The sequence below is a fragment of the Saccharothrix longispora genome (genome assembly GCF_031455225.1).
Classification (GTDB): Bacteria; Actinomycetota; Actinomycetes; order Mycobacteriales; family Pseudonocardiaceae; genus Actinosynnema; species Actinosynnema longispora.
Genome location: NZ_JAVDSG010000001.1, coordinates 5,759,956 through 5,777,554 on the forward strand (window position 1 = coordinate 5,759,956; position 17,599 = coordinate 5,777,554).

Annotated in this window: 14 protein-coding genes; 7 read left to right on the forward strand and 7 right to left on the reverse strand. The window is 73.6% G+C overall.

Annotation, left to right across the window (positions count from 1 at the left end; translation table 11 throughout):
* Nucleotide 1 precedes the first annotated feature (1 nt).
* The 3 genes from J2S66_RS24060 (at nucleotide 2) to J2S66_RS24070 (ending at nucleotide 4,836) form a co-directional block, all read left to right on the forward strand.
* A complete protein-coding gene (locus tag J2S66_RS24060; RefSeq protein ID WP_310309533.1) occupies nucleotides 2-1,651 on the forward strand; it encodes a PPE domain-containing protein in 1,650 nt (549 codons plus the stop codon).
* Entirely contained in the window at nucleotides 1,648-2,412 is a 765-nt protein-coding gene (locus J2S66_RS24065) for an ESX secretion-associated protein EspG (protein WP_310309534.1), read from the forward strand. The genes J2S66_RS24060 and J2S66_RS24065 overlap by 4 nt, the downstream gene beginning before the upstream one ends.
* 297 nt (nucleotides 2,413-2,709) lie before the next feature.
* Entirely contained in the window at nucleotides 2,710-4,836 is a 2,127-nt protein-coding gene (locus tag J2S66_RS24070; RefSeq protein WP_310309536.1) for a putative bifunctional diguanylate cyclase/phosphodiesterase, read from the forward strand.
* Nucleotides 4,837-5,093: 257 nt separating this feature from the next.
* Here J2S66_RS24070 and J2S66_RS24075 read toward each other — a convergent pair whose 3' ends face one another.
* Both J2S66_RS24075 and J2S66_RS24080 read right to left on the reverse strand, forming a co-directional pair.
* The gene (locus J2S66_RS24075; RefSeq protein ID WP_310309537.1) at nucleotides 5,094-6,326 is read right to left on the reverse strand and encodes a class I SAM-dependent methyltransferase; all 1,233 of its coding nucleotides are present in this window, start codon (nucleotides 6,324-6,326) and stop codon (nucleotides 5,094-5,096) included.
* Nucleotides 6,327-6,340: 14 nt separating this feature from the next.
* A complete protein-coding gene (locus tag J2S66_RS24080) occupies nucleotides 6,341-7,684 on the reverse strand; it encodes an FAD-binding oxidoreductase (RefSeq protein ID WP_310309538.1) in 1,344 nt (447 codons plus the stop codon).
* 88 nt (nucleotides 7,685-7,772) lie between these two features.
* Here J2S66_RS24080 and J2S66_RS24085 point away from each other — a divergent pair, with 88 nt between their 5' ends.
* Nucleotides 7,773-9,365 (forward strand): acyl-CoA dehydrogenase family protein, encoded by a 1,593-nt coding sequence (locus J2S66_RS24085; protein ID WP_310309540.1) that lies wholly within the window; start codon nucleotides 7,773-7,775, stop codon nucleotides 9,363-9,365.
* Nucleotides 9,362-10,123 carry a crotonase/enoyl-CoA hydratase family protein gene (locus J2S66_RS24090; RefSeq protein WP_310309542.1) on the forward strand — a complete coding sequence of 254 codons (762 nt, stop codon included), beginning with the start codon at nucleotides 9,362-9,364 and terminating at the stop codon, nucleotides 10,121-10,123. Before J2S66_RS24085 ends, J2S66_RS24090 begins: the two co-directional genes overlap by 4 nt.
* An 18-nt stretch (nucleotides 10,124-10,141) precedes the next feature.
* Here the strand turns inward: J2S66_RS24090 and J2S66_RS24095 are convergent, their stop codons facing one another.
* The gene (locus J2S66_RS24095) at nucleotides 10,142-10,735 is read right to left on the reverse strand and encodes a Scr1 family TA system antitoxin-like transcriptional regulator (protein ID WP_310309543.1); all 594 of its coding nucleotides are present in this window, start codon (nucleotides 10,733-10,735) and stop codon (nucleotides 10,142-10,144) included.
* Nucleotides 10,736-10,848: 113 nt separating this feature from the next.
* On the opposite strand from J2S66_RS24095, the gene J2S66_RS24100 reads away from it, so the two are divergent.
* Together J2S66_RS24100 and J2S66_RS24105 are read left to right on the forward strand one after the other, a co-directional pair.
* Nucleotides 10,849-11,721 carry a DUF5753 domain-containing protein gene (locus J2S66_RS24100; RefSeq protein WP_310309544.1) on the forward strand — a complete coding sequence of 291 codons (873 nt, stop codon included), beginning with the start codon at nucleotides 10,849-10,851 and terminating at the stop codon, nucleotides 11,719-11,721.
* Nucleotides 11,721-11,933: a DUF397 domain-containing protein gene (locus J2S66_RS24105; RefSeq protein ID WP_310309545.1), complete on the forward strand. Its 213-nt coding sequence runs from the start codon at nucleotides 11,721-11,723 to the stop codon at nucleotides 11,931-11,933. The genes J2S66_RS24100 and J2S66_RS24105 overlap by 1 nt, the downstream gene beginning before the upstream one ends.
* Here J2S66_RS24105 and J2S66_RS24110 read toward each other — a convergent pair.
* The 4 genes from J2S66_RS24110 to J2S66_RS24125 form a co-directional block, all read right to left on the reverse strand.
* Nucleotides 11,923-13,080 (reverse strand): acyl-CoA dehydrogenase family protein, encoded by a 1,158-nt coding sequence (locus J2S66_RS24110; protein ID WP_310309546.1) that lies wholly within the window; start codon nucleotides 13,078-13,080, stop codon nucleotides 11,923-11,925. The two genes, J2S66_RS24105 and J2S66_RS24110, sit on opposite strands and share 11 nt — an antisense overlap.
* Nucleotides 13,081-13,083: 3 nt before the next feature.
* Nucleotides 13,084-15,006 carry an ATP-binding protein gene (locus tag J2S66_RS24115; RefSeq protein WP_310309547.1) on the reverse strand — a complete coding sequence of 641 codons (1,923 nt, stop codon included), beginning with the start codon at nucleotides 15,004-15,006 and terminating at the stop codon, nucleotides 13,084-13,086.
* A gap of 5 nt (nucleotides 15,007-15,011) precedes the next feature.
* The gene (locus J2S66_RS24120) at nucleotides 15,012-16,616 is read right to left on the reverse strand and encodes a carboxyl transferase domain-containing protein (protein ID WP_310309548.1); all 1,605 of its coding nucleotides are present in this window, start codon (nucleotides 16,614-16,616) and stop codon (nucleotides 15,012-15,014) included.
* A 114-nt stretch (nucleotides 16,617-16,730) separates the two neighbouring features.
* On the reverse strand, nucleotides 16,731-17,519 hold the full coding sequence (locus J2S66_RS24125) for an SGNH/GDSL hydrolase family protein (RefSeq protein ID WP_310309549.1): 789 nt from the start codon (nucleotides 17,517-17,519) through the stop codon (nucleotides 16,731-16,733).
* Nucleotides 17,520-17,599: the final 80 nt, after the last annotated feature.

Here is a 17,599-nt window from a genome sequence, read left to right on the forward strand (position 1 = left end):
GATGAAGCAGCTGAACCCGGACGACATCGACATCGTCCTCACCGACCCGCAGAACTGGGCCTCCCGGTCGCACCGCGAGCTGTACGAGGCGGTGCACAACAACAACGACCCCGGCCAGACGGGCGAGATCGGCGCGGAGTGGGGCCAGTTCGGCACCGAGCTGACCGAGTCCGCGCGGCTGATCAACGAGCGGGTCGCGCTCACCGAGTCCGGCTGGACCGGTGACGCCGCCGACGCCGCGCGCACCGCCCTGAAGTTGCTCGCCGACTGGGTGACCGACACCGCGGAGACCGCGGTCGAGGTCGGCAAGCGGGTGCAGGACCAGAGCCAGATCATGCAGAACGCGCGGGCGTCCATGCCCGAGCCGGTCGACTTCAACTGGGACCAGGCGACGGGCACGTTCACCGCGGGCGGCATCCAGGGGCTGATGAGCTCCGCCGCCGACGTGCAGGCGGCCAACGACCAGTCGCGCGCGCTGCACGACCACGCCGTGACGGTCATGAACACGATGGAGAACGAGTCGCGCGCGGTCGACCAGACCACGCCGCTGTTCACCCCGCCGTTCAACCCGGTCACCGGGCGCACCGAGGAGCCGCAGGTGATGGCGTTCGCGTCCGCCGGCGCGCCGACCCTCGGCGACGTGTCGGACGCGACCCGGCCGAGCGGCGCGACCGCGGGCGCCCCGGTCACCGCCTACCAGAACCAGTCGCAGGCCTTCCAGTCGGCGACGGCCACGAGCCCGCAGTCGGCCCCGGCCTACAGCGCGCCCGCCGCCTCCGGTGGGGCCGGCGCCGGCGCGCCCGCCGCCTACTCGGGCGGTTCCGTCCCGGCCGGGTCCTACACCGGTCCGAGCGGGTCGTACGGCGGCGGCGCCACGCCGTTGGCCCCCGCCGCGACGTACCGCCCCGAGGGCACCACGGCCGCCGCGGCGGCGGCCCAGGTTCCGGTGGCCAACCCGTACACCCCGCCGTCGACCTCCTACGCGCCCGGCGGCTCGTACAACCCCGGCGCGGGCTACACCCCGCCCGGCGGGCAGTACAACCCGCCCGGCGGCAGCGGCTACGTGCCGCCGTACCAGCCGGCCTCCCCGAACGCGGTGCCGCGCCAGGGCGGCGGGACCCTCCCGCCCGGTGTGCGGCCCCCGGCGTACGTGCCGGCGGGCAGCCCCGGCACGCCCCCGGTGACCGGTCTGCCCGGCACCGGCGGTGCGGGCGGCGGCGCCGGCGGCGGCGGTGGGGGTGCCGGCGGTGGCATGCCGCGCATCCCGGCGGGCGGCATGCCCGGCGGCTTCGGCGGCGGCGGCGCGGGCGGCTTCGGCCCCGTGGGCTCCGGCGGCGCGGGCGGTGCGGGCGGTTTCGGCCCGGGCGGCAGCACGATGGGCGCGGGCGGCTCGACCGGCGCGATGGGCCCCGGCGCGCGGGCCGCGGTGCCCGGCGGCTTCGGCCCCGGCGTGGCCGGTGGCCCGGCGGGCGCCCCGATGGGCGGTGCTCCCATGGGCGGCGGCGCACCCGGCGGCCAGGGCGGCGAGGACAAGGAGCACCGGGCCGCGGCCTACCTCAAGGGCGAGGACATCTTCGACGTCCCCGGCGAGAACCTGCCCCCGTCGGTGATCGGCGGCGCCAAGGTCCGCAAGAAGGGCGACCAGGCGTGATCGAGCCGGAGTTCCTGCTCGACCAGCGCCAACTGGACGTGCTGTGGCACCACCTCGACCTGGGCCGGCTGCCCTACCCCCTGGACGTGCCGAGCGTCGGCGCGACCGAGGAGGAGCGCAAGCGGCTGCGGGCCGAGGTGCTGGCCGAGTACGGCGAGCCCGCGCCCAGGCTGGTGGAGCTGCTGCGGCTGCTCGCCGACCACGACGTCGCGGTGGACGCGGTCGCGCACGTGGACCGGTCGGTGCGGGCGCTGGCCGTGTCCAACGGCGAGCGCGGCGCGCTGGCGGTCGTCGACGGCGACAAGCTCGGCGTGCTGGAGATCCGGCCGACGGCGCTGGCCAGGTCGATCGTCGAGGTGCTGCCGGCCGGCTCGGCCGGTCCGGGCAGCGCGCTGTCCCTGCGGCTGGAGACGCTCGACGCGGCGGTGACCCTCCAGCAGGAGGAGCAGGCCGAGGACGACGACGACCCGTGGGGCGGCGGCGAGCTGGACGAGCGGGAGGCGCTGCAGAAGGCGGGCCTGTCCCGCGAGGACGCCTCCGTGATCAGCGAGCTGGCGGCGAACCGGGTCGCGGGCGGCCAGTTCGGCGTGACCGTCGGCGGCGGCTACCGGGCCTCTCGCGCGGGCACGCTGATCACGTGGTTCGACACGCCCCAGGGCCGCTACCTGATGGTCAGCGAGGACGGCTGGCTGAGCCTCGCGCCGACCGACAACGACCGCATCGCCAACCGGATCGCCTCGGTGCTGTCCGCGGTCGCGTAGGACGTTCCACCAGGAGGGCCCCGGCGTGCGCGCCGGGGCCCTCCGCCGTCCCGGGATTCGGCGGTCCAGGAATCCGGCGGCCCCGGGATTCCGCGGTCCGGAACACCCGCAGCGGGAGAGCGTCTTGCGGCGCGCCTGTCGACGGCCACTAAACTCGAATGGGACCACCGGTCCCCATTGCACCGATCGAGTGAAATCGGACCGGAGAACGCACACCGGTCCGCCGCGGTGATCTCATCGCGCGGTGCACGGAACCCGGGTTCGCCCTCGACGATTGGCCCGCAGAGCTGAATGAGGATGGTCGAACAGGAAGGTGCGCCGGCACCGCGTGACGGGCTCGGTGGACCCCGGGCCGATTTCGCGCACCGCTGGGCCGCCGCGATCAGCTCCACGGTGATGGCCGACCTGCCGCGCCCCCGGCTGGAGGAGATCCTCGCCGGGTTCACCGAGGAACTGCTCGCCGCGCTGGACCACGACGGCCCCACCGCTCCCGTGCTGCTCGTCGGCCGCCGCCTGGTCGAGCACGGCCTCGTGTCCGCCACGACGCTGGAGCACACGATCACGTTCGTCGGCGCGCACCTGCCGACCGCGTTCGACCTGCCCGCCGGGCGGACCGGGCGGCTCATGGCCGTGCTCGGGGCCCTCGCCGCCGGGTTCGCCGACGGCCTGCGCGTGCACACCCTCGACCAGCAGGAGAAGAGCGCCCAGCACGCCCTGGTGACCACCCGCACGGCCGAGTCCGCCGTCCGGGCGAGCGAGGCGAAGTTCCGCGCCGTGTTCCACAGCACCGCCGTGGCCATCTCGGTGACGAGCCTCGACGGCGAGGTCATCGACTGCAACGAGGCCATGCTGGCCATGGTCGGCTTCTCGGCCGACCAGCTCGTGGGCACGACCGCCGGCGAGCTGCTGCACCCCGAGGACCGGCTGGTCCTGCGGCGCGGCGCCCAGCAGCTGGCCGCGGGGCTCGGCGAGCACGTGCGCACCGAGGTCAGGCTGATGCACGCCGACGGCGAGAGCGTGCCGGTGCTCGTCGCGATGTCCCTGGTCCGCGACGACCTGGGCGAACCCGCCTACTACGTGACCATGATGGAGAGCCTCGACGAGGTGCGCGCCCTCCAGGCCCAGCTGCTGCGGCAGAGCCTCAACGACGTGCAGACGGGCCTGGCCAACCGGCAGCAGTTCGTGGGCTGGCTGGAGAACGCGGTCGGCAGCCGGGGCCCGGCGACGCTCGGCCTGGTCGTGTTCGACGTCGACGGCTTCCGGGTCGTGAACGACGCGTTCGGGCACGAGGTGGGCAACCGCGTCCTGGGCGGCGTCGCGAACCAGCTGCGGGCGGTCTTCGAGGGCGTCGGGCACGTCGCGCGCACCGGGCCCGACGAGTTCGGCGTGCTCATCCGCGACCCGGTCGACGTGGCGACCGTCGTGACGCTGGCCGAGGAGGCCGTCGACCTGCTCGCCGAACCCGTCTGGGTCGACGACGACGGGGTGGGCGTGAGCGCCAGCGTGGGCATCGTGGTGGCGCCCGCGCGGGGCGCGGACGCGGCCGAGCTGCTGCGGTGCGTCGACATGACGGTGCGCTGGGCCAAGGACGACGGCAAGGCGCAGTGGGCGCTGTACGACCGGGAGCGCGACCGCCGCGACCGGCACCGGATGCGGCTCGCGGCGTCCATCTCCGGCGGGCTGGAGCAGGGCGACTTCCGGGTGGACTACGAGCCGGTGTACTCGCCGGTGGACCGGTCGCTGCTGGCCGTCGAGGCGAAGCTGCGCTGGGATCACCCGACCGAGGGGTTGTTGGACCCGCAGGACCTGGTGTCCCTGTCCACGTCGACCGGCATGGTGGTGCGGCTCGGCAAGTGGGCCATGGAGCAGGCGTGCCACCACGCCGGCCAGTGGTACGCCGAGTTCGGCGAGCGCACGCCGCTGCTGACCATGGACCTGACGGCCCGGCAGTGCCAGGAGCCGGAGCTGGTGGCCGAGGTGCGCCGGGTGCTGCGGGAGAGCGGCCTGCCCGCGGGGCGGCTCCAGCTGGAGCTGGGCGAGCAGCTGCCCGCGCTGATCACCGACGAGCAGGCCGAGGAGCTGACGTACCTCGCGGAGCACGGCGTGCGGCTCGTGCTCGACCAGGTGGGCGGCGGGAACATCCCGGTGGACCGGCTGCGGCGGTTCCCGTTGAGCGGCATGAAGTTCCAGGGCGCGCCGGTGGCGGGGCTCGCCGACGGGGCGAACCGCTTCGACGAGGCGGCGGCCGTGGCGCTGCTCACGTGGGCGGGGAAGCTCGGCGTCCCCCTGTACGCGGCGGGCATCACGAGCGAGGACGCGGTGTCGCGCCTGGTGGAGCTGGGTGTGACGGGTGTGCAGGGGCCGGTGTTCGGCGAGGGGCTGCTGACCGCGGACGAGGTCGCCCGGATCCTTGGCAAGTCCTGACGGGACGCTATCGTCAGCGCCCTGGACCGCACGCTGACCGTGCCGGGCGGCACGACGACGCGCCGCGGCACGTCGTCGGTCGGCTTCGCGATCCCGTCGAACCAGGTCGACCGGATCGTCCCCACCCTCACGTGACGCGAGAGTCCAACCCCCGGGCCGCGAGAGTCCAACGCTCAGGACCACCGAGTTCTACGTCCAGGATCGACGGCGCGAGCCCGAACGTAGAACTCATGGCCCCTGGGGGTTGGACTCCCGGGTCAGGGCCAGGTCGGGCGCAGGGGGAAGTGGGCGTCGACGCCGTCCAGCTTCACGCCCAGGACCTGGTGCAGCTGGATGTCGTTGCGCTCGAAGCCCAGGCGCGAGGCGGCCAGGTAGAGGCGCCACACGCGGGCCCGGGCGAGACCGATCTCCGACACGGCGTCGTCCCAGTTGTCGTCCAGGTTGCGGCACCACGCGGCCAGCGTCAGGGCGTAGTGCTCGCGCAGGTTCTCCTCGTGCCGGACCTCGAACCCGTGGTCGTGCACGAGCGACACGATGTGACCGGGCCCGACCAGCTCGCCGTCCGGGAACACGTACCGGTCGATGAACCCGCCCGTGCGGGCGCGCTGCCGGTTGTCGGCCCGGGTGATGCAGTGGTTGAGCAGCCTGCCGCCGGGCTTCAGCTTCCGGTGCAGCGAGCGGAAGTACGCGGGCAGCTTCGCCTTGCCGATGTGCTCGGTGAGGCCGATGGAGCTGATCGCGTCGAACCCGTTGTCCCGCACGTCGCGGTAGTCCAGGTGGCGCACCTCGGCCAGGTCGGACAGCCCCGCCTCGACGATGGCCTTCTGCGCCCACTCGGCCTGGTTGCGCGACAGCGTCACGCCCAACGCCCGCACGCCGTACTCGCGGGCCGCGTGCATCACCATGCCGCCCCACCCGCAGCCGACGTCGAGCAGCCGCATCCCCGGCCGCAACCCGAGCTTGCGCGCCACCAGGTCGTGCTTGGCGGCCTGCGCCTCCTCCAGGGTGGACGACGCGGTCGGGTACACCGCGCAGGTGTACGTCATCGACGGGCCGAGCACCCACTCGTAGAACGTGTTCGACACGTCGTAGTGGTGCGCGATGGCCTCGCGGTCGCGCGCCTTGGAGTGCCGCAGCCCGCGCAGCCGCCGCTCCTGCGCGGGCACCTCGACCCTCGTGGCCAGCCGCGTGCGCCCCAACGTGGACAGCAGCTCCACCCGCTGCCCCCACGGCAGGTCGCGCAACGACATGTCCGACACGTGCGCCAGTGCCCCGTGCACGTCCCCGACGATCTCCAGGTGGCCGGTCACGTACGCGCGCGCCAGCCCCAGCTCCCCCGGCGCGGACGCCAGGTACGACAACGCCTCCGGCGTGCGGACCTCGATCCGGATCGCCGCGTCGCGCGGCCCGGCCTCGCTGCCGTCGAACGCGCTGAAGCCCACGGACCCGTCACCGCCGACCGCCCGCTGGAACACCTCCGCCAACCGCATGGCCCCCGCTCCCTTCACTTGCGCAGCACACACTTGGCGTACAGGTCGGGCAGCCGGCCGTCCGGGTCGTACCGCTCCTTGAGCTTCCGGTACGCGGGGCCGTTGTAGTGGTCCCAGAACTCCTGCTCGCCGTAGTACGAATCGGAGTACAGCGACTTGTGCCCGCCGAGCCGGGTGACCTCGTCCTCGATCATCCGGTTCCGGCTGCCGAGCTCCTCGTCCGGACGCAGCGGGACGGTCGACCAGAAGCCGACGTTGACGTAGAGCACGTCCGGGTCCATGGGGTAGAGCGGCCAGCCGGACCGGTCCCGCAGGCGCACGGGGCACAGCCAGACCGGGCTGACGCCGATCTCGCGGTGGAAGAAGTCGAGGAACTCGGCGAGCCGGTGCACCGGGATCTCCACGTCCTGGATCACCGGCTCCTGCACCGCCTTGGTCAACCGGCCGGAGAACCCGTGCCGCCGGTCCCACGCCACGATCCGCCGGTACACGTCGGACCGCAGGTACCGCTTCGGCACGAGCCGCCGCACCACCGGGTGCTGCACGCCGAACGCCCGCGAGCACCAGAACCAGTCGGTGTCCCACCGCCACAGGTAGTCGCGCACGGTCAGGTGGTCGGTGCGCCGGGCCTGGACGGACCGGTAGTAGATCCGGTTGCCGGTGTAGTCGGACGTGGCGGGCGCGCCGTCGGCGAAGGTCGCCAGGGTCAGGTACTGCTCCCCGCCGGAGAAGACCGTGCCGTCCACGAAGTCGACCGGTTCGCCCTGGTAGGCCCGTTCCGCGCAGATCGCCGCCAGGGCCTCCGCGCACTGGTGCGCGTCGCCGAACGGCACGTGCCGCAGCCGCACGTACGGCTTGACCGGCTCCAGCTCGATCTCCAGCCGCAGCGCGTAGCCGAGGGTGCCGTAGGAGTTGGGGAAGCCGCGGAACAGCTCGTCGTCGGGGCCGACCACCCGGATCGAGCCGTCGCCGGTCATGACCTCCAGTTCGCGCACCGACTCGTGCGGCAGCCCGTTGCGGAACGAGCTGGACTCGATGCCCAGGCCCGCGACCGCGCCGCCGAGGGTGATCGTCTTGAGCTGCGGCACGACCAGCGGCATCAGGCCGTGACGCAGGGTGGCGTCGACCAGGCGCTCGTAGGTGGTCATGCCCTGGACCTGCGCGGTCCGGGTCCGCGGGTCGACGGACAGGACCCGGTCGAGCCGGGCCACGTCGAGGCCGCCCGCCTGGTCGTCGCGGAACCGGAACAGGTTCGACGTCGACTTGGCCAACCGCACGGGCGCGCCCGCCGGGACCGCCGCGTACTGGCCGCGCAACGCGGCCACCGCTCTCGCGTGGTCTGCTCCGTGATCGCTCACCGGATCGACGTTAGGCCCGGAATCGAAGATCGGCACCCCCGATTTTTCACCTCCCACGAAGTTACCGGCGAGTAGTACCCTGACGGCTATGACCCACGCCACGCACGAGGTGACGAACCAGGTGCCGCCGCTGGAGGGCCACGACGTCTCCGCCGACCCCGCGCTGCTGGAAGCGCTGCACCGCGGCGGCGCCGGGTGGGCCGAGCCGGAGCTGCGCGAACTGGGCGCGCTGGCCGGCAGCCCGCACGTCCAGGCGCTGGGCAGGCAGGCCAACGCCCACCCGCCCGTGCTGCACACCCACGACCGGTACGGGCACCGGGTGGACGAGGTCGAGTTCCACCCCGCCTGGCACGAGCTGATGACCACCGCCGTCGCCCACGGCCTGCACGCCTCGCCGTGGCGGGACGACCGGCCGGGCGCGCACGTGGCGCGGGCCGCCAAGTTCCTCGTGTGGAGCCAGGCCGAGGCGGGGCACGGCTGCCCGATCTCGATGACCTACGCGGCCGTGCCCGCGCTGCGCACCACGCCCGCGCTCGCCGAGCGCTTCGAACCGCTGCTGGCGTCCCGCGAGTACGACTTCGGGCTGCGCGCCCCCGAGGGCAAGCGCGGCCTGATCGCGGGCATGTCCATGACGGAGAAGCAGGGCGGCTCCGACGTGCGGGCGAACACCACGCGCGCGGTGCCCGCCGGCGACCACCACGTGATCACCGGGCACAAGTGGTTCACGTCCGCGCCGATGTCCGACCTGTTCCTCACGCTGGCGCAGGCCCCGGGCGGCCTGAGCTGCTTCCTGCTGCCGCGCGTGCTGCCCGACGGCACCCGCAACGCGCTGTTCTTCCAGCGGCTCAAGGACAAGCTGGGCAACAGGTCGAACGCCTCCGCCGAGGTGGAGTACGACGGCGCGGTGGGCTGGCTCGTCGGCGAGGAGGGCCGGGGCGTGCGGACCATCATCGAGATGGTCAACTCGACCCGCCTCGACTGCGTGCTCGGCTCGGCGTCCGGGATGCGGCTGGGCGTCACCCAGGCCGCGCACCACGCGGCGCACCGCCGGGCGTTCGGCTCGTACCTGGTCGACCAGCCGGCCATGCGCAACGTGCTGGCCGACCTCGCCGTGGAGTCGGAGGCGGCGACGGCGGTGGCGCTGTGGCTGGCCGGCAACCGCAGCCGGCTGGGGCTCGCGGTCACCAAGTACTGGGTGTGCAAGCGCGGTCCGGCGCACGCCGCCGAGGCCCTGGAGTGCCTGGGCGGCAACGGCTACGTCGAGGACTCCGGCATGCCCCGGCTGTTCCGCGAGTCGCCGCTGATGTCCATCTGGGAGGGGTCGGGCAACGTGGCCGCGCTCGACGCGCTGCGCGCCATGGCCCGGGAGCCGGAGGCGGTGGCGGAGTTCCTCGCCGAGCTGGACGCGGCGCGCGGCGCCGACCGGCGGCTGGACGCGGCGGTCGACGCGATCAGGGACGAGCTGGCCGACCCCGCCGACCTGGAGGTGCGGGCGCGCCGGCTGGTGGAGCGGATGGCGTTGGCGTTGCAGGGTTCCCTGCTGGTCCGGTACGGCAACCCGGCCGTGGCGGACGCGTTCTGCGCGTCGCGGCTGTCCGGCGACTGGGGCGTGGCGTTCGGCACGCTGCCGCGCGGCGTCGACTTCGCGGCGATCGTGGAGCGGGGGTCGCCGAAGCTGTGAGCGCGGTGCGGGTGGAGCGCTCGGGGCCGGTGTTCACGGTCCTGCTGGACCGGCCCGAGGTGCGCAACGCGGTGGACGGCCCGACCGCGCACACGCTGGCCGAGGTGTTCCGCGAGTTCGACGAGGACCCCGCCGCGTCGGTGGCCGTGCTGCACGGCGAGGGCGGCACGTTCTGCTCGGGCGCGGACCTCAAGGCGATCGGCGCCGCGCGGGGCAACGACCCGCTCTCGCCGTCCGGTCCGATGGGGCCGACCCGCCTGCGCCTGTCCAAGCCGGTGATCGCGGCGGTCGCCGGGCACGCCGTGGCGGGCGGGCTGGAGCTGGCGCTGTGGTGCGACCTGCGGGTGGTCGAGGAGGACGCCGTGTTCGGCGTGTTCTGCCGCCGGTGGGGCGTGCCGCTGGTCGACGGCGGAACGGTCCGGCTGCCCCGGCTGATCGGGGCGTCGCGCGCGATGGACCTCGTGCTCACGGGTCGTCCCGTCCACTCGGGCGAGGCGCTGCGGATCGGCCTGGCGAACCGGGTCGTGCCGAACGGGACCTCCCGCGCCGAGGCCGAGCGGCTGGCCCGGGAGATCGCCGCGTTCCCGCAGGTCTGCCTGCGGGAGGACCGGCTGTCGCTGCTGGAGCAGGAGGGGCTGCCCGAGGACGCGGCGCTCGCCAACGAGCTGGAGCACGGGCTCGTCGCGCTGCGCGAGGTGGAGGCCGGGTTGATCCGGTTCCGCGCCGGGGAGGGCAGGCACGGGAGGTTCCCGGGGTGACGCGCCCGGTGGGAGGTGCTACGGACCGGTGAACCCGGCGAGCCGCGCGAACAGGCCGCGCGCCTCGCGCACCTGGCAGGGGTCGTCGGTGAACAGCGCGGCGTGCGGGTGGGCGTAGAACACGACCGCCGCGCCGTCGGCCATCCCGAAGCAGGTCACCGGGTGGCACTCGACGCCGGGGTAGGCGCCCGCGTCGCGCGGGATCACCCGGGCGGTCACGTCGTCGCGGCCGGTCGTCCCCTCCAGCAGGTACGCCGTGCAGCGCGCGGGGTCGAGCACGGGCAGCGCCGGGTGGATGCCGAACGGGGCCAGCACGTCGACCGCCACGGCGTTGCGGCACAGCAGGTTGAGCACGCGGGCCGCGTCGCCGTCGTCCCAGCGGCACCACAGGTCGTGCTCGTGCGCCGGAGGAACGCGCACCGGGGGGACGCGCACCGGGGGGACGCGCACCGGGGAACCGACCGCACCCCCCTCCCGCGGCACCACCTCCCGTCGCGGCAGCCGGGTGCGCGCGGCCAGCTCGGCGGTGGTCATGCCGGCGGCTTCCCGGACCCGGCGCAGCTCCCGGCCCAGCAACCGGCCGCGCAGGCCGGTGCCCTCTGGTGCGATCACCGGGTTGAGGCTAATCGCGATACGTATCTCGTGGCGATTCCTCGACGGGGTGGCGCATCGCTACGCTGGGTGCCGAAGCGACGTCGCCCAGCACCACGGACAGGACGGACCCGATGACCGGGGGACCGATCTCCAGCACGGTCCAGGCGTGGGAACTGGGCCTGCGGCTGCGCGAGCACCGCGACCGCCTCGGCCTCACCGCCGCGTTCGTCGGCAGGACCACCGGCATGGGGAGCACGAACCTGTCCGCCGCGGAATCGGGCAAGCGCCGCCTCACCGCCGCCCGGCTCGCCGAGCTGGCCGCCCTCTACGGGCTGTCGGGCGGCGAAGCGGCCGAGCTGGAACGGCTGCGCGCGGACACCGAGCGGCGCGAGTGGTGGCACGACCACGCCCACCTCCACCCGGACGAGCTGGTCCGGATGTTCGGCCTGGAGGCGGGCGCCGAGCGCGTCGCGGAGTTCGCGCCGGACATCGTCCCCGGCCTGCTCCAGACCGCCGACTACGCGCGCGCCGTCATGTGCGCCGGCACGCCGTACACCAGGCCGGTCGACGTCGGGCCGCGCCTGGAGACGCGCCTGGCCCGCCAGGCCAGGCTCGACGGGGACCACCCGCTCAGGGTCGACGTCCTGCTCGGCGAAGCCGCGCTGCGGCAGCGGATCGGCGGTCCCGGGGTGATGCGCGGGCAGCTCGCGCACCTGCTGGAGGTCGTCGCGGGGAAGGGCGACCGCGTCCGCCTCCGCGTGGTGCCCTTCACGGCGGGGGCGCACCCGCTGCTGGGCGCCGCGCTGCGCATCATGTCCTTCCCCTCGCCGAGGCTGCGTGACGTGGTGTACCAGGAGACGGCGATCAGCGGTGTCCTGATCGACAGGCCCCGCGTGATACTCGAATCCACCGCGAGCTACGCCGAGACCTTCGACCTCGCGCTCGGTGAACGCGACTCGCGGGAGTTCATCCGCCGCGTCCACGACGAGATGGAGCAGCTCTGATGCGCACCGGCACCTGGTTCAGGAGCAGCCACAGCACCGCGTCCGGCGAGTGCGTGGAGGTCCGCTTCGACGGCCGCACCACCCGCGTGCGGGACAGCAAGAACCGCCGCCCGACGATCAGCCTCGCGTCCGGGTGGCGCGCCTTCCTGTCGGGCGTGCGCGGCGGGGCGTTCGAGACCTGGCGGACGCCCCGCCCGCCCGTCACGCCTTGAGGCCCAGCTCCCGCGCGATCAGCATCTTCTGCACCTCGCTGGTCCCCTCGCCGATCTCCAGGATCTTGGCGTCCCGGTAGAAGCGGCCGACCGGGTACTCGTTCATGAACCCGTAGCCGCCGAAGACCTGCGTGGCCTCGCGGGCGTTGTCCATGGCCGCCTCGGACGACACGAGCTTCGCGATGGCCGCCTCGCGCTTGAACGGCTCGCCGCGCAGCATCTTCGAGGCCGCCTGGTAGTAGGCCAGCCGCGCGGTGTGCGTGCGGGCCTCCATCTCGGCGATCTTGAACTGGATGGCCTGGTACTCGCCGATCCGGCGGCCGAACGCCTCGCGCTCGCCCACGTACTTCAGGCACTCGTCCACGCAGCCCTGCGCCAGGCCCACGCCGATCGCGGCGATGGCGACCCGGCCCTCGTCCAGGGTGCGGAGGAACTGGGCGTAGCCGCGCCCGCGCTCGCCGACGAGGTTCGCCAGCGGCACGCGGCAGTCCTGGAAGGACAGCTCGCGGGTGTCCGAGGCGTTCCAGCCGACCTTGGAGTACTTGCGGGACACCGTGAAGCCGGGCGTGCCGGAGGGCACGAGGATCGCGGAGATCTCGGGCTTGCCGTTCTCGCGGCGACCGGTGACGGCGGCGACGGTCACCAGGCCGGTGATGTCGGTGCCCGAGTTGGTGATGAACGCCTTGGTGCCGTTGAGCACCCACTCGTCGCCGTCCTGCTTCGCGGTGGTGCGCAGCGCGCCCGCGTCGGAGCCGCCGCCGGGCTCGGTGAGGCCGAACGCGCCCAGCACCTCGCCGGAGGTCAGCTTCGGCAGCCACTGCGCCTTCTGCTCGTCGGAGCCGAACCGGTACAGCGGCATCGCGCCCAGCGAGACGCCCGCCTCCAGCGTGATGGCGACGGACGAGTCGACCCGGGCCAGCTCCTCCAGCGCCAGGCACAGCGCGAAGTAGTCGCCGCCCATGCCGCCGTGCTCCTCGGGGAACGGCAGGCCGAACAGGCCCATCCGCCCCATCTTGGCGACGATCCCGTAGGGGAACTCCTCGCGCTCGTAGAACCCGCCGATGACCGGGGCGACCTCGTCCCGGGCGAACTCCTCGACGGTCTTGCGCAGCGCCTCGTAGTCCTCGTCAAGGCGGAAGTCCAGCATCGCTCACTCCTCGTGGGGCACGACGACGGCCAGGGGTTGGTCCAGGGCGACCTGCTGGCCCTCCCGGACGTGCACTTCGGTGAGCACGCCGGCCACGGGTGACGTGACGGTGTGCTCCATCTTCATCGCTTCGACCACGAACAACGCCTGCCCGGCGGTCACCTCGTCGCCCTGCGCGGCCCGCGCGACGAGCACCGTGCCGGGCATCGGGCTGGTGACCGGACCGCCGCGACCGGCGGCGCCCGACGCGGCGGCCTCGGACGGCCTGGTCTCGGTCAACGCCCACGCGTGCCCGTCCCTGCCCAGCCACAGCACGTCCCCGTCCCGGGCCATCGCGTACCGCCGGCCGCCCACGACCAGCCGGTCGCCCTCGACCCGGACCGCGTAGCGCGCCGGTTCGCCGTCCGCGATCGACACCTCGTCACCGCGCACCCGCACCTCGACGCCGTCGATCAGCCACCGGGTCCACGCGCGGTCGCCGAGCCGCCAGCCGTCGGACCGCGCCCACGGGTCGCCGTCGTCGCCCGCGAGGGAGAGCTGCCGCTCCAGGGCGGCGGCGGCCGGCACCTCGTCGGGCAGGTCGACGGCCACCAGCGAGTCGAGCTTCCGCTCCACCAGCCCGGTGTCGAGGTCGCCCGCCCGCACGTCCGGGTCGGTCAGCAGCGCCCGCAGGAACGGCACGTTCGTGGTCACGCCCAGCAGCGTGAACCGGCCCAGCGCGGCGTGCAGCCGGCGCAGCGCCTCGGCCCGGGTGGCGCCGTGCGCGATCACCTTGGCCAGCATCGGGTCGTAGTCGCTGCCCACGGTCAGCCCGACGCGCAGCGCCGAGTCGACCCGCACGTCCGCCGGCTCCTCCAGCAGCAGCACCGTGCCGCCGGTGGGCAGGAAACCGCGGGACGGGTCCTCGGCGTAGACGCGGGCCTCCACGGCGTGCCCGGTCAGCTCGACCGAGGTGAACCCCAGCGGCTCGCCCGCCGCCACCCGCAGCTGCTGCTCGACCAGGTCCACGCCGGTGACCAGCTCGGTCACCGGGTGCTCGACCTGGAGCCGGGTGTTCATCTCCATGAAGAACCAGTCGCCGGACGCGCCGTCGACGATGAACTCGACGGTGCCCGCGCCGACGTACCCGACGGACCGCGCCGCCTCCACCGCCGCCCGGCCCATGGCCTCCCGGACCTCGGGGGTGAGCAGCGGTGACGGGGCCTCCTCGATGATCTTCTGGTGCCGCCGCTGGAGGCTGCACTCGCGTTCGCCGAGGTGCACCACACCGCCGTGCGCGTCCGCCAGCACCTGGATCTCGACGTGCCGGGGGTTGCCGACGAACCGCTCGATGAGCAGCGCGTCGTCGCCGAACGACCCGCGCGCCTCGCGCCGGGCGGACTCGATCGCGTCGCGCAGCGCCCCCGGCTCGCGGACCAGCCGCATGCCCTTGCCGCCACCGCCCGCGGACGGCTTGAGCAGCACCGGGAAACCGATCTCGGCCGCCGCGCCGACCAGGTCGTCGTCGGTCATGCCGACCTCGGTGCGGCCGGGCACGACCGGCACCCCGGCCGCCGCGACGGTCAGCTTGGCGCGGATCTTGTCGCCCATCGCCTCGATCGCCTCGGCGGGCGGGCCGATGAACACCAGCCCGGCCTTGTCGCAGGCGCGGGCGAACTCGGCGTTCTCGGCGAGGAAGCCGTAGCCGGGGTGCACCGCCCGGGCGCCCGTCGACAGCGCGGCCTCCACCACCTTCTCGATCGACAGGTAGCTCTCCCGGGCCGCCGCCGGGCCGAGCCGCACCGCCTCGTCGGCCAGCCGCACGTGCGCGGCGTCGGCGTCGGCGTCGCTGTACACGGCGACGGAGCGGATGCCGTGGGCCCTCAGGGCGCGGATGACTCGGACCGCGATCTCGCCGCGGTTGGCCACCAGTACCGACTCGAACATCGCCATCACATCCGGAAGACGCCGTAGGACACCGGCTCGATCGGGGCGTTGGCCGCCGTGGACAGGGCCAGACCGAGGACGGTGCGCGTGTCGAGCGGGTCGATCACGCCGTCGTCCCACAGGCGCGCGGTGGAGTAGTACGGGTTGCCCTGGTCCTCGTACTGCTGCCGGATCGGCGCCTTGAACGCCTCCTCGTCCTCCGCCGACCACTCGTCGCCGAGCTGGTCGCGCCGCACGGTGGCGAGCACGGACGCGGCCTGCTCGCCGCCCATGACGGAGATGCGGGCGTTCGGCCACATCCACAGGAACCGGGGCGAGTACGCCCGGCCGCACATCGAGTAGTTGCCCGCGCCGAACGAGCCGCCGATGACGACGGTGAACTTCGGCACCCGCGCGCACGCCACCGCCGTGACCATCTTCGCGCCGTGCTTGGCGATGCCCCCGGCCTCGTACTCGCGGCCGACCATGAACCCGCTGATGTTCTGGAGGAACACCAGGGGCACGGACCGCTGGTCGCACAGCTGGACGAAGTGCGCGCCCTTGAGCGCGGACTCGCCGAACAGCACGCCGTTGTTGGCGACGATGCCGACCGGGTGGCCGTGGACGCGCGCGAACCCGGTGACGAGCGTCGTGCCGTACTCCTTCTTGAACTCCTGGAACCGGCTGCCGTCGACGACGCGGGCGATCACCTCGCGCACGTCGTACGGGGTGCGGCTGTCGGTCGGCACGACGCCGTACAGCTCGGCCGGGTCGACGACCGGCTCGACGCTCGGCTCGACCCGCCAGGGGCGGGGCGCGCGGGGGCCGAGGGTGGAGACGATGGAGCGGACGACGCGCAGCGCGTGCCCGTCGTCCTCGGCGAGGTGGTCGGTGACGCCGGAGGTGCGCGAGTGCAGCTCGCCGCCGCCCAGCTCCTCGGCCGTGACGACCTCGCCGGTGGCGGCCTTCACCAGCGGCGGGCCGCCGAGGAAGATCGTGCCCTGGCCGCGCACGATCACCGCCTCGTCGGACATGGCGGGCACGTACGCGCCGCCCGCCGTGCACGAGCCGAGCACCGCCGCGACCTGCGGGATGCCGCGGGCGGACATCGTGGCCTGGTTGAAGAAGATGCGGCCGAAGTGCTCGCGGTCCGGGAACACCTCGTCCTGCTTCGGCAGGAACGCGCCGCCGGAGTCCACCAGGTAGACGCACGGGAGGTTGTTGTGGAGCGCGACCTCCTGGGCGCGGAGGTGCTTCTTGACCGTCATCGGGTAGTAGGTGCCGCCCTTGACGGTGGCGTCGTTGGCGACGACCACGACCTCGCGGCCGGAGACGCGGCCGACGCCGGTGATGACGCCGGCGGCCGGGGCCTCGTCGCCGTACATGCCGTCGGCGGCCAGCGGGGACAGCTCCAGGAACGGCGAGCCGGGGTCCAGGAGGGTGTCGACGCGGTCGCGCGGCAGCAGCTTGCCGCGGGCCACGTGGCGGGCGCGGGCCTTCTCCGGACCGCCCAGGGCGGCCTGGCGGAGCTTGGCGCGCAGGTCGTGCACGAGCGCGGTGTGCTCGTCGTGGTAGCGCCGGAAGGCGTCGGCCGACTTGTCGGCCGTGCTGCGCAGCACCGGGGCGTCCATCGGGCTCCTCGCGGTTAGCCGTCGTTAACCTGAGGAGATGTTAGCGCTTGTTAACCCCCGTTCACAAGCGGGAGGGGGCCGCCGTGGCGACCCCCTCCGCGGTGGTGCCCCGACTCAGCCGGTGACGGCGTTCAGCTGCGGCAGGTAGCCGAGCCGCTGACCGTTGCGGTTCGGGTGGTAGGACTCCTCGACCGGCCACGACAGGCTGTTCAGCCACCAGTCGCCGGAGCAGATCTCGTGGCCGGCGAACGCGCCGCGCAGGTCGCGGTAGGCGAAGCCCTTCGCGCCCGCCCTGGCCGAGATGACGGTGTGCAGGGCGTCGGCGGCCGAGTTGATCGCGGCGCGCTTGGTGTCGCTCAGGCCCACGTTGCAGGAACCGGGGACCTTGTAGAGGCGCGGGTAGCCGAGCACGACGACGGTGGCCGACGGGGCGCGGCCGCGGATCTGGGCGTAGACGTTGTCCAGCAGGCCCGGCAGGGTGCCCGAGACGTACGCCTTGGCCTGGTTGACCCGGTTGGTGCAGGTCGAGTCGGTGCCGAAGGTGCAGGTGGTGATCACGTCGGTGAACCCGGCGTCGTTCCCGCCGATCGAGATGCTGACCAGGGAGGTCGTCGCGGTGACCGAACCGATCTGGTTGTTCAGCACGTCGCCGGTGCGGGCGCCCGAGCAGGCGACGAACTTGAACGAGGCGGGCGCGTGCGAGGCCGCCCACAGCGCCGGGTAGCTGTACTGGCTGCGCTTGCAGCCCCCGGAGTCGGAGTAGTAGGAACCGGTGCCCGTCCCGGAGGAGTAGGAGTCGCCGAGGGCGACGTAGTTGGCGGCGGCCGCTTCGGCCGGCACGACGAGGGCGAGCGACGCGGCTATCGCCAGCGCGGCGCTCGACAGGGTGCGGACAAGGCGCATCGGAGCCTCCCGGAGGGAAACAACGCAGGGTGTGATGCGGAGCACGTCAAGAGTTACCAGTAGGTAGCGCCGCGCAAATA